The 12,071-nt window shown below is 46.8% G+C and carries 13 protein-coding genes; 8 read left to right on the top strand and 5 right to left on the bottom strand.

Annotated elements, in window-relative coordinates; all coding sequences use genetic code 11:
- Window positions 1–25 precede the first annotated feature (25 nt).
- Window positions 26–457 (top strand): hypothetical protein, encoded by a 432-nt coding sequence (locus tag BQ5809_RS01130; protein ID WP_003785508.1) that lies wholly within the window; start codon window positions 26–28, stop codon window positions 455–457.
- Window positions 458–684: 227 nt separating this feature from the next.
- Here the strand turns inward: BQ5809_RS01130 and BQ5809_RS01125 are convergent, their stop codons facing one another.
- Window positions 685–1,626 carry a serine hydrolase gene (locus BQ5809_RS01125; RefSeq protein WP_003785506.1) on the bottom strand — a complete coding sequence of 314 codons (942 nt, stop codon included), beginning with the start codon at window positions 1,624–1,626 and terminating at the stop codon, window positions 685–687.
- Between the two features lie 153 nt (window positions 1,627–1,779).
- Entirely contained in the window at window positions 1,780–1,977 is a 198-nt protein-coding gene (gene iscX, locus BQ5809_RS01120) for a Fe-S cluster assembly protein IscX (RefSeq protein WP_003785505.1), read from the bottom strand.
- Window positions 1,978–2,190: 213 nt separating this feature from the next.
- Here iscX and metZ point away from each other — a divergent pair, with 213 nt between their 5' ends.
- The 7 genes from metZ (at window position 2,191) to recC (ending at window position 9,363) form a co-directional block, all read left to right on the top strand.
- The gene (gene metZ / locus BQ5809_RS01115) at window positions 2,191–3,369 is read left to right on the top strand and encodes an O-succinylhomoserine sulfhydrylase (RefSeq protein ID WP_003785503.1); all 1,179 of its coding nucleotides are present in this window, start codon (window positions 2,191–2,193) and stop codon (window positions 3,367–3,369) included.
- A 91-nt stretch (window positions 3,370–3,460) separates the two neighbouring features.
- A complete protein-coding gene (locus BQ5809_RS01110) occupies window positions 3,461–3,658 on the top strand; it encodes a DUF2788 domain-containing protein (RefSeq protein ID WP_003785502.1) in 198 nt (65 codons plus the stop codon).
- An 88-nt stretch (window positions 3,659–3,746) separates the two neighbouring features.
- Complete coding sequence (locus BQ5809_RS01105; RefSeq protein WP_003785501.1) at window positions 3,747–4,292, top strand: septation protein A; 546 nt, start codon at window positions 3,747–3,749, stop codon at window positions 4,290–4,292.
- Complete coding sequence (locus BQ5809_RS01100; protein ID WP_173020718.1) at window positions 4,289–4,582, top strand: YciI family protein; 294 nt, start codon at window positions 4,289–4,291, stop codon at window positions 4,580–4,582. Before BQ5809_RS01105 ends, BQ5809_RS01100 begins: the two co-directional genes overlap by 4 nt.
- Window positions 4,579–4,851, top strand: coding sequence for a BolA family protein (locus BQ5809_RS01095; RefSeq protein ID WP_003785498.1), 273 nt, complete (start codon window positions 4,579–4,581; stop codon window positions 4,849–4,851). Before BQ5809_RS01100 ends, BQ5809_RS01095 begins: the two co-directional genes overlap by 4 nt.
- A gap of 15 nt (window positions 4,852–4,866) precedes the next feature.
- Window positions 4,867–5,748 (top strand): peptidyl-prolyl cis-trans isomerase, encoded by an 882-nt coding sequence (locus tag BQ5809_RS01090; protein ID WP_003785496.1) that lies wholly within the window; start codon window positions 4,867–4,869, stop codon window positions 5,746–5,748.
- A 174-nt stretch (window positions 5,749–5,922) separates the two neighbouring features.
- Window positions 5,923–9,363, top strand: a complete 3,441-nt coding sequence (recC, locus tag BQ5809_RS01085) for an exodeoxyribonuclease V subunit gamma (protein WP_003785495.1) — start codon at window positions 5,923–5,925, stop codon at window positions 9,361–9,363.
- Window positions 9,364–9,654: 291 nt separating this feature from the next.
- Here recC and BQ5809_RS01080 read toward each other — a convergent pair whose 3' ends face one another.
- The 3 genes from BQ5809_RS01080 to BQ5809_RS01070 are packed head-to-tail and all read right to left on the bottom strand — an operon-like array spanning window position 9,655 to window position 11,642.
- Window positions 9,655–9,963, bottom strand: coding sequence for an SEL1-like repeat protein (locus BQ5809_RS01080; RefSeq protein ID WP_003785494.1), 309 nt, complete (start codon window positions 9,961–9,963; stop codon window positions 9,655–9,657).
- Window positions 9,964–10,004: 41 nt separating this feature from the next.
- Window positions 10,005–10,955: a phosphatidate cytidylyltransferase gene (locus BQ5809_RS01075; protein WP_050792388.1), complete on the bottom strand. Its 951-nt coding sequence runs from the start codon at window positions 10,953–10,955 to the stop codon at window positions 10,005–10,007.
- Window positions 10,956–10,976: 21 nt separating this feature from the next.
- Window positions 10,977–11,642, bottom strand: coding sequence for a lysophospholipid acyltransferase family protein (locus tag BQ5809_RS01070; protein WP_032133847.1), 666 nt, complete (start codon window positions 11,640–11,642; stop codon window positions 10,977–10,979).
- Window positions 11,643–12,071: the final 429 nt, after the last annotated feature.

Genomic DNA, 12,071 nt, shown 5'->3' with positions numbered 1-12,071 from the left:
CTTTGATAAAACAAAGAGTAAAGTAATGAAAGCATTAAAAGTATTGATGATAACTGCTTTATTGTGTGGCAACGCATGGGCAGGCGGATTGGACAAAAATGATGCGAGCGAATATGTTTTGCTCAATCAAAATCAGCAGCCCACTTCCACCTTTCAGCGTTACTATTTGCAAGAAAATCAATGGGTCATGGACGGCAAATTGGGCAATCAGGCTTGGAAAAGTGTGTGCAATGGTCAAGGCGAATGTCGTTTGCAAGATTCGTCTACCAAGCAAATGAGTCAATGGAAAGCGTTGCTACCCCAATCGCTGCAAGCCATGCCGATGGCGTGTATCAACAATATCGCGTTTGCTTTTTGTCGCATCAGCAATCCTAAAAATGCCAATCAACGGCTTTATTGGTGGTTTGCGTGGCAAAATGGACAAACTTATGCGCTGGGTTTGAATCGCATTCGTTAAGTTGAATCATAAAATGCAGGCTGCTTTTGGGATTACTCAAAAAGCAGCCTGCATTTTGTGTTTTGTCATTATAGTGGATTAAATTTAGATTAGGACAAGGCGACAACGACCGCCGTGTACACCTAGATAAGGGAGTTGGCAACGCTGTACTAATCTAAATTTAATTCACTATACCATAAAAATACACACTTTTTTACAGAAAGCGTGTATTTTTGTTTGCCCAATGTTTACATTGGATATTGCTGCACCATGCTGCTCAATGCACGAGCATCGTTGGCACGAGTTGTGGTTGTTTGCGAACCCAGAACCACAATAATCACAGGCTCACGACCCATTTGCGTTTGCATCACCATAGAGCGACCTGCTTCGCGAATATAACCTGTTTTTTGTACCGTAATATTCCAGTTGCCTTCGCGAACAAATATATTGGAGTTTTTGTACTGTTCAAATTTGCCTGTACTGGTATATGCCTCTCCACTTTGCGCGGTGCTTAATTGGCGAATTTGTGGATATTGGCTTGCGGCACGAACCATCATACTCAGTTCACGCGCAGTTGAAACATTGCGTGGGTCTAACCCTGTTGGCTCATAAAAACGGCTGTTCATCATGCCCAAACTACGCGCTTTGGCATTCATCGCTTGCACAAATGCCGACATACCGCCTGGATAAGTACGACCCAAAGCATGAATTGCACGATTTTCGCTGCTCATCAAACCCAAATGCAGCATTTGACCGCGTGTCAAAGTTGTGCCGATAGACAAACGGCTGCCTGTTCCTTTTAAACGGTCGATTTCCGCTTCGGTAATGGTGATGCGTTGGTTCATGTCCAAACGTGCGTCCAATACCACCATAGCCGCCATCAATTTAGAAATAGAAGCAATAGAACGGACATTATCCATATTTTTTTGATAGAAAATCTGCCCTGTGTTGGCGTTCATAATCAAGGCAGACTGCGCGTTGAGCAATGGGCCTGCATACGCCGCTTGCTGTTGAATCGTTGCTGGATTATACGGCACAGGTTGTGCAGAATATTGCACCGCAGGCAGTTGATTTTTCAAGAAATCACCCAAGATATCTTCGGTTGTATCAAAGGCATAAACAGGTGAAGCCAATCCTGCACTTAATAGTAAACCAATGCAAACTTTTTTGGTTTGTTGAAAAAATGACATAACTAAAATTTCCTGCTATTTAAAAGTAAGTTTAACCAAAATTAAATGATAATAACGATATTTATTAAGCAACAAACTTTGGCATACTAACACTATTTGTTTGTTTATCAAAGCAGTTATGTCATTTTTTACATAACCAACATTTTTTTACGTTTATTCCACTTCATCAATCCACGCTTGCTGCACGGCTTCCAAGATTTTTTCGCCGCAACGCGCTGGGTCATCGTCAAAATCGGGCAATGCCAAAATCAAATCGCGTAACTGGGTAAAGCGCAGGGTTTTGGGGTCTATGCTGTCGCCGTGTGTGTCAAACAAATCTTCGGCAATGCGTTGTGTATCTGTCCATTTCATGATGTTTATCCTTATTGTTTAGGAAATAGAAGTCAGCATTATATAGTGGAATGAAATAAAAATGGGACAAGGCGACAACGCCTGCCGTGTACATCAAGTACATAAAGGCGTTGGCAACAACGTACCATTGCGATTTCATTCCACTATAATTGAAAGCTGGGCTAAAAAGGCGCACAATAACGCCCTTTCCACCCTTTAAATCAGGAAAATCACATGAAAAACCTACACCCACAAACCTTGGCGATTCGTGCCAGCAAAGAGCAAACACCGTTCAACGAACATCAACAAGCCTTGTTTTTGACCAGCAGTTTTATGGCAGCCAGCGCGGCAGACGCAGCCGCTTTGTTCGCCAAAACCAAAGACGGCTACACTTATTCACGCACGGCAAACCCGACTATTGCTGCATTTCAACAACGCATTGCGGCTTTGGAAGGCGCAGAAGCGGGCATCGCAACGGCAACAGGCATGGCGGCGATTCAAGCGGCAATGCTGACGTTTTTGAGTGCAGGCGACCATATGATTAGCAGTCGCAGTTTGTTTGGCACAACGGCTGGCTTCATCACAGGACATTTAATGCGCTTTGGCATTGAAGTGACTTTTGTATCGCAAACCGATATATCGGAATGGGAAAAAGCCATTCGCCCGAACACCAAAATGCTGTTTTTGGAAACGCCATCTAACCCATTGAACGAAGTGGCGGATTTGGAAAAATTGGCAGCATTGGCACAGCAACACGGTGCGTTGTTGGCGGTGGACAACTGTTTCTGCTCGCCAGCAGTGCAACAGCCACTTCGTTGGGGCGCGGATTTGACCATTCAATCGGCAACCAAATTCATTGACGGACACGGTCGCGCTTTGGGTGGCATTGTGTGCGGCAAAGCGGATTTGATTAAGCAAATCGCGTTGTATGTCAATTCGGCTGGATTGAGCTTGTCGCCATTTAATGCGTGGTTGCTGTTGAGCGGTTCGGAAACGATTTTTGTCCGCACGCAGCAACAAGCCGCTAATGCAGAAAAAGTGGCGACTTGGTTACGCAGTCAGCCAAATGTAAACGCGGTGTACTACGCAGGTTTACCCGATCACGCGCAAGCCGATTTGGTACAAAAACAGCAAAGCTCGGGCGGCATGGTGATTGCGTTTGAAGTGGCTGGCGGTGTGCAGGCTGCTTGGAATGTGATTGATAGTGTGGAGATTTTTTCTAAAACTGCGAATTTTGGCGATGTTCGCTCAACCATTACGCACCCTTGGACAACCACGCACGGCAGAATGTCGCCCGAAAACAAATTGGCGGCTGGCATTAGCGAAGGTTTAATCCGTATTTCGGTAGGCTTGGAATATGCCGATGATTTGATTGCGGATTTGGAACAGGCTTTAGCAGCAAGTCAGAAGTAAATCACTTAATATAAAAGTGCAGGCTGCTTTTTGGCATAAATTTGCATGAAAAAGCAGCCTGCACATCACACATAAAACAGGAAAACACATCATGTCAGAAGCCGAATTTGCCACATGGGCATTACGCATTTGTTTAACAGGCTTTATCATTTTTTTGGGCTTTATTATCTACAACTTGGGCAAGGAATCCAAAGTCGGCAAGCTGGGAATGTTTATTTTGTTTTTGGTATTGGGGCTGGGCATTGCAGGCTTCTTGTTCAAAAACATATTGGTCAAAATGATGATGTAACCAAATTTTGCACTGTTTCAAGTATGCAAGCAGCCTGCACACTGTTATGATTACGCCCTTTCTAAAACGCTAAATATTCTCATCTTTTATGAAAGCACTCAGCGATTTTATCACCATTATTCTGTTTTTTGCGACTTACAAAATCACCAATAATATTGTTACCGCAACGATTGTGGCGGTGGTGGCAGGCATTGTGCAGGCTGCTTATACTTATTACACCGCCAAAAAACTTGAACCGATGCAATGGTTTAGCCTTGTGATTATTGTCGTGTTTGGTGGCTTGACCATTTGGCTGAACGACCGCACGTTTATCATGCTCACAACCACACTGTTGCCATGGACAATGGCAGCAACCATGCTCGTGATGCAGTTGCTCGGCAAAAACGGTTTGCGCTTGCTGTTGGGCAAAGAATTAGACTTGCCCGATGCCGTTTGGCAAAAACTATCGTATGCGTGGATAATCTTTTTCTTTTTACTGGGCGCGTTGAATTTAGCGATTGCCTACCCCTTTACCGCCGAACGCGAAGCGATTTGGATAAACTTTAAATTTTATGGCTACAAGCTCATTATTTTGCTGTTTTCCATCGTACAAGGCGTTTATCTTTACCGTCATCTACCCAAGGAGACTTCATAATGTTGTTTATGCTATTGGCAACCGATGTGGAAGGCACAGCCCAAGCGCGTGCCGAAGCCCGACCTGCTCACTTGGCTCGTTTGGAAGAGCTAGACAAAGCAGGACGTTTGCTCACCGCAGGCCCAAACCCCATGCCCGATAACCCCGACATCATGTCTGGCAGCCTAATTATTGCCGAATTTGACAACTTGGACGCTGCCGAAGAATGGGCAGGACAAGACCCTTATGTGCAAGCAGGCGTGTATGCCGAAGTGTTAATCAAACCCTACAAAAAAGTCTTCCCAAAATGAGCGATATGCAAAACCAAATGGCAGCTTTGTTGGCAAACTTCAACGCCGAAGTATTTGAGTTTACCGACCAAAGCCATTTACACGCAGGACACGCAGGCAACAAAGGCGGCGGACATTATGCCGTGTTGATTGTGTCGGACGTGTTTGCAGGAAAAAACCGCATTGCACGTTGGCGCATGGTGCAGGCTGCTTTTGCACCGTTGTTTGATGCAGGCAAAATCCACGCATTGAGCATTGACGCGCAAACCCCAACTGAATATTTTCATTAACATAAGGAATTGAATATGAACAAAACTCGTTTATTTGCCGCGATTTCGGCTGCTTTATTGACTGGCAGCGTGTTGGCACAAACCGTTGTAACCGTAAATGGCACAAAAATCGACAGCAGCGAATTGGACGCGCGCGCTAAATTTGTACAGCAACAAAGTCAAGGCAAAGTGCAAGACACGCCAGAATTGCGCCAATACATTGCCAACGAAGTGGTGTTGGAAACCGTGGTAACGCAAGAAGCCAAACGCTTGCAATTGGACAAATCCAGCGAATACAAAACCGTAGAAGCCGATGCTTTGAAACAAGCGCGCGAAAAAGGCTTGGACAAACAGCCCGACTTTAAAGGCAACTGGGCGCGTTTCCAAAACCAATTATTGATGGACGTGTATGCACAAGACGTTGCCAAGAAAAACCCTGTGAGCGATGCCGATGTGCAAAAACGCTATGACGACATCAAATCACGCTATCATAACACCGATGAAGTGCAACTGGGCGAAATCGTAACCGACAAAGAAGACCAAGCCAAAGCCGCGATTCGTGAATTGGGCGCGAAAAAATCGTTTGCCGATGTGGCGAAAAAATACAGCATTGACCCAGCAGTTAAAGCAGGTCAGCCAGCGTTGAATGAATACACTTCTTTGGTGGATTTAAAAGACGGTCGCCCGAAAATTTTTGAAGCGGTGCAAAACCTGAAAAAAGGCGAATACACGCGCAATGCGGTAAAAGGCGAAGGCATTTTTGTGGTGTTCTATGCCAACGACAAACGCAAAATCACCGTGCCAGCGTTTGACCAAATCCGCGACAATGTACGCGACGAATTACAACAAGAACGTGTGCAGGCTGCTGTGGGCAAATTGATGCAACAAGCGAAAATTGTGCCTGCGGACGGTAAATAAGTAGGCAAATAAAAAGTGCAGGCTGCTTTTTCGGTTTTTGTTACCAATAAAAGCAGCCTGCACTTTGTTTTCCACTATTTATGCTGCGCCCTACCCTGAATTTAATCCGCAAAGCAGCCTGCACTTTAATTTCGGTTAAAATGCAGGCTGCTTTTGTTTTTATGAGACTTCGCTATGCTGCACCTATATCAATCCAACCAACTCGAAAACTTGGCGCAGATGATGTTAAACCTACATCAATCGCAGCCTTTGTCGCACCCGTTGCAGGCGGAATACATTTTGGTGCAAAGCCAAGGCATGCGCCGCTACATCAACCAATATTGGGCGCAGCATTCGCCCATTGCCGCCAATTTGCACTTTGAATTGCCCGCGCAACTGGCGTGGCAACTGATGCGCGAAGCCTTGCCCAATGCGCCCAAATTAAGCCCATTTTCTAGCGATGTGATGCAATGGCGATTGCTGCAATTATTCCAATCGCGCCATTTTGCGGAAGACAGCGAACTGGCATCGGCACAAGAAATGTTGCGCGATTATGTGCAGCAGGGCGAAATGTCGGCGTATCAGTTAGCGCGACAGCTTGCCGATGTGTTCGACCAATATTTGATGTATCGCCCCGATTGGATTGAAGCGTGGTCAAATCAACAAAATGTAGCGGAATTGTCGCAGCGCGAAGATTGCGCCCAAGAACAGCAATGGCAAGCGGCAATTTGGCGCGAATTGTTGCGCGATGAACAACGCGCTCCGCATCGAGCGCAAATGCAGCGCGTGTTAATGGATTCGTTGGCAAATCAAACAATTCGCAGGCTGCCCGAGCGGATTTTAATGTTTGGGATTACTGCCCTTGCGCCATCGCATTTGCAACTGTTGCAAGAAATCGCCAAACAGCGCGATGTACATATTTTTGCGCTCAACCCCAGTGCGATGTATTGGGGCGATTTGCTTGAACCTGCACAAATTTTGCAGCAAACCGATGACGTGGATTTATCGTTGCAAGGACACCCATTGCTGGCATCGTGGGGCAAACAAGGGCGCGATTTTTTCAACGATTTGAGCGTTGCCGAAGCGCGTCAAGATGAAGCACATCAGCAATTTGCCGAGCAAGCGAAGTCGCCCAATTTACTGCACAGTTTGCAATACCAAATCCAGCAGCTAGTATTGCCCGAACAGGCGCACGATGACGATTGGTTGGCACAGCACGATGCTTATTTGCGCGAATCGGTGTTGCAACAAAATTTGGACGTGGGCGAATACTATGTCCGCCACGTTCAGCAAGATTTGTCGCCCGAACAAAAAGCGATGGTGCAGCTCAACGCCGATAGCAGCCTGCACATTCACAGCGCACACAGTCCGTTGCGCGAATTGCAGATTTTAAAAGACCGCATTTTGCTTGCTTTGGCGCAAAACCCAAGTTGGCAGCCACACGATATTGCCGTACTCACCCCCAATATTGAGCCATACGCGCCGTTTATTGACAGCGTGTTTGGCGAATATTCCGATGCGCCTTTGCCGTATTCGCTTGCCGATGTCAAACTCACGCGCAAGCAGCCTGCACTTGATGCTTTGGCGCAAGCATTGGATTTGCTCAACAGCCGTTTTGAAGCGGAACAAGTGTTGGCATTGCTCAACACCGAACCCGTGTTGCAACAATGGCACATCAACCGCGCCGACTTGCCCTTGCTGCACAGCGCGGTTGCCGAACTCAATATCCGCTGGGGCAGCGATGCCAGCGAACGCGCCCAATATGGCGATGCCAATAATTTGTTTACATGGCAACAAGGGCTAGACCGCTTGGTTTTGGGCTGGTTGCAGCCTGCACAATCAGGCGCAACGTGGCAAAACATCGCACCACACGCCAGCCACCCCGACCATTTGCCGATTTTGGCGAATTTTGTCGCGTTTGTGCGATTCCTGTCCCACACCAAACAACAATGGCAACAACCAGCCAGCGTGGCGCAATGGTGCGAACGCTTGCAACAGTTCACACAAACCTTATTGGGCGATGGCGACACCACGCAACAAGCCGCCTTGCAAACGTGGCGCAAAGCCTTGGACGATTGGCAAGAGCAAGCCGAAATCGCCCAATTTAGCGAACCATTATCCAGCCCCATTGCCTGCCAACACATTCGCCGTAGCTTGGACGAACCAACCGATGCAGGCTTGTTGCGCGGTGGCATCACGTTTTGCAGCATGGTTCCGATGCGCTCTTTGCCGTTTAAGATGTTGTGTTTATTGGGATTGAATGACGGCACGTTTCCGCGCAACACCAAAGCCGCACCGTTTGACTTAATCGCCAAACAACCGCGCAAAGGCGACCGTTCGCGCCGTGATGACGACCGTTATTTGTTTTTGGAAGCGATTTTATCGGCACGCGAACAGCTTTATTTGTCCTACATTGGGCGCGATATTCGCAGCGATGCCGAACGCGCACCGTCCACGCTATTGAGCGAATTGGTGGACACGATTTCCGCTTTGAGCGATGTGCCAAGCAGCGATTTGTATCAGCATTGGGTTACGCATCACCCCTTGCAGGCGTTTTCGCGCCGATATTTTGCATCTGCCGAACAGGACAACCCACACTTATCCAGCACGCGCAGCGACTTTGCCCACGCGCTGAATTTGGCGCAACAAGGTCAAACGCATCAAGCCAAAAATTTTGTCGATTGGCGCAACACAGACAACGACTCAGCCACTTTTATCCGCCAAAAAGATTTTTTACGCTTTTGGCGCAACCCCGTTCGCCATTGGCTGCACCACACTTTGAACTGGCAAAGCTCGTATTTTGCAGGCAACCACGAAAGCGAAGAGCCATTTTTGTCCAACCAACCGCGCCGTTTGGACGATGCCTATGTGCAGGCGCGAATGCATAATCAATCGTTTGATGACACGGCGGCTTATCTTCGCGCCCAAAGTTTGTTGCCAGCAGGCGAACTGGGTAAGCAAGAAGCAAAAAGTTATGAAATTGCAGCAAAGGCGTTGGATACCAATTTGCTTAATAGTCCGCGTTTGCCGCATCGTTCGGGCGAATTAGCTTGCGGACAGGGCAGCCTGCACTTTGATTTGTCGCACAACCATGAAGCAGGGCAAATCTTGTTGGCGCGTGATTTTTTGAGCGATAACAACACGCACGGCAAATTGACATCGCCCGACCAAGTGCAACTGTTGCTGCAACATTTGATTTATTGCGCGGCAACGCCCGACCATGAACCTGTGGCACGGCAAACGCATTATGTGAGCCTGACACAGCAAATGAGCTTGCCACCGATGTCGCAAGCGCAAGCGCAGGCTGCTTTGAGCGTGTGGCTGGCCTATTACGCGCAAGGGCAGCAAGCACCGTTGCCATATTTTGCGCGAGTAAACTGGGCGGCGGCGATGGCGTTGTACACCAAAAAAGATGCCAACTGGTTGGCAGCGCAAGACGCAGCGGCAGACAAATACCACGCTGGCTATTTTGGCATGGCGCAGGAAGATTACCCCGAAGTACAGCTGGTGTTTGGGCGCGACCCCGATGCCGAACCGCCATACACCTTGCCCGAATTTCAGCAGATAACCGAAGATTTGTTTGAGCCGTTGCAGGTGTGTTTGCAGGTGTTTGCGGACAATAAAGATAAGAAATAGGCAAAAAGCAGCCTGCACTTTTGATTGTGAATTGAACCCATTATAGTGATTTAAATTTAGATTAGTACGGCGTTGCCAACTCCCTTATGTACTACGTGTACACGGCGGTCGTTGTCGCCTTGTCCTAATCTAAATTTAATCCACTATAAATTTCGCAGTTGGCACGGTTTGACTTGCCTGCGTCCATAATTCAATCGCTTTTTGGCTGTTTTGTTATACGCCATTACCGTCCATATATAAAACTGCTAAATTGGCTTGAGCATTGGCATTGCCTTGTTTGGCGGATTGACTTTACCAATCAAAGGCTTGTTGGCTATTTTTTGGCACTTGAATGCCCAGTTGATACATTTTGCCAATTTGAAATTGAGCAGTTGCATCGCCCGATTTGGCTTTGGCAAGCGTTTGTTCAAAGTTGATTTGTTTTAGATATTCTCGGCTGTCTAGCGGTTTTTCTGCATACGCATTAAACGTGCCATATGGTGTGGGAAAACGTTCGTATTTGAATGTTGCAATGATGCCCAATTCTTGCGGCGTGTTTTCGGCAAAAGTGGCTTGCACAAAAGTAGCAAACAGTATGGCGGTTAAAATTCGTTTTTTCATCAAATTTTCCTTGTTGGCTAAAAAAAAGAAGCATCAAAAACTCACGTCCAATAATAATTCACAATGTGAAAAAACACAGGTGCGGCAAAACAAATGCTGTCCACGCGGTCGAGCATTCCACCGTGTCCGCGAATCAGGCGCGACCATGTTTGTATGCCAAAGCTACGTTTAATCGCTGCCATCACAATGTTGCCACTCATGCCCAGCAGCGACAAAATCGCGCCAATCAAAGCAGCCTGCACCGTGCTAAACGGCGTGATGCGATACAAACACGCTGCCAGCAAAGTTGAGCCAACAAGCGCAACAATGCTGCCGCGCAGGGTTTTGTGTGACAATAAATCGGCAAAAATCGGTTTGCCTTTTAATAGGCGGCTGAACAAATATTGGAAAACATCGTTGATTTGCACCACGGCAATCATAAAAATCAACAACAAAATATTGCGGTCTTCAAAGCCTGCAATCGGCAAAATCATCAGCGCAGGGACGTGCGACAGGCAAAAAATGCTAATCATTGCGCCCCATTGGATTTTGGCGGCGCGTTCAATAAAGTTGCTGGTGTCGCCCGACAGGCTGGCAATAATCGGCAAAATCAAAAACGCATACACGGGAATGAGTGCGCCAAACATGCCATACCAGTTAATCAGCACAAAATAATATTGCAACGGCAGCAAAATATAAAAGCAGGCTGCAATCACGTTGTGGTCGCTGCGACGGCGATAGGCAAGCGTCATAAATTCGCGCAATGCGGCAAACGAAATCGCTAAAAACAGCAGCGTTGCACCAATATGCCCAAACCAAAAGGCAAACAGCAGCACAATCGTCATCACCCACCACGATGAAATTCGGGCGTTGAGTTCGTTAATGGTTGGGTGCGGTTGATGTTCATAGCGGCGCGACAGGAATTGTCCAATCAAACTCGCCACCAGCAAACCTGCAAAAATCCCTACAAACACAAAACCAGCCTGCACGGGTAACATACTAATTGAATTCATATTTTTCTCTTTTTGATTGATTTATTTGGGCGCAGGCAAACGTTTGCCTTCTGGCGCAAGAGCCAGCATCGCATCGCGAGCGCGTTGCAAAAATTCGTCTTTGCTCTCACCTGGGAACAACTGCATTTCTTGACCAATGTTCACGCTGCAAATAATCGGCACAGGAATGAGCTTGCCTTTGGGCAACACGCGGTTGATGTTGTCTATCCAAATCGGCACAAATTGCACATCAGGGTTTTCTCGCGCCAAATGATAAATGCCGCTTTTAAATGGCAGCAGCACCACGTCATCATCGGTGTTGCGCGTGCCTTCGGGGAAAATAATCAGCGAAGAGCCTTCTTGCAGCGCGGCAGTCATTTGCGCGGTAATCGCTTTGGGGTCGTTGCCGTTACGCATAATCAACAAGCCGTTGAATACTTGTTGAATCACAAAACGGCGGATTTTGCCTTTTAACCAATAATCTGCGCCTGCAACGGGACGCGCCAATTTGCGCCACGGTTTAGGCAGCGAAATCCACACCATGACAAAATCGCCATGGCTGGCATGGTTGGCGAAATACACTTTTTTTTCGGGCGAAAACGCAATGTCGCCCTCAAATTTAGGGCGCACACCTGTGATAAACGACACAAAAAAATACAAAACTTGGTCGATGAGCCAAGCAAAAAAGCGTTGTAGAAAAATAGGCATAAAGATTCCTTTATTGAAAACGGGGCGATTGTAACGCGTTACGCAAGCAGCCTGCATCTAAAAATTGGGATAAAAATCGAAATTGTTGATGCGAAATCAATATAAACAGATAAAATAGACCATTTGCTGCGCGATAACGCAATATTTGTTTTATTTAAAAACAGCGAGTTAAATAAAAATACAAAAAATAATAGCAATTATCATTTGCGAATTATTCGCAATAACTGTATTATTCGCTCTACCAACTGCACGACAACTGATTTGACTAGCAAATCAAGTGCTTGTGTAGCTTATTTTGGTAGTGGTTTGTGTTCCTTTTGCGCTCCCGTTGAAATAAACGTGGAGCGTTTTTTTTGCGTGGTTTGGTTCTGTCATACCAAAATAGTCGTCATTCTCGCGCAGGCGGGAATCTATTTAACTATTTAAGTT

The organism is Kingella kingae ATCC 23330 (genome assembly GCF_900111845.1).
In the GTDB taxonomy this organism is placed as follows: Bacteria; Pseudomonadota; Gammaproteobacteria; order Burkholderiales; family Neisseriaceae; genus Kingella; species Kingella kingae.
The sequence above is the reverse complement of the archived record's forward strand: the minus strand, read 5'-3'. Positions and strand labels throughout refer to the sequence as shown.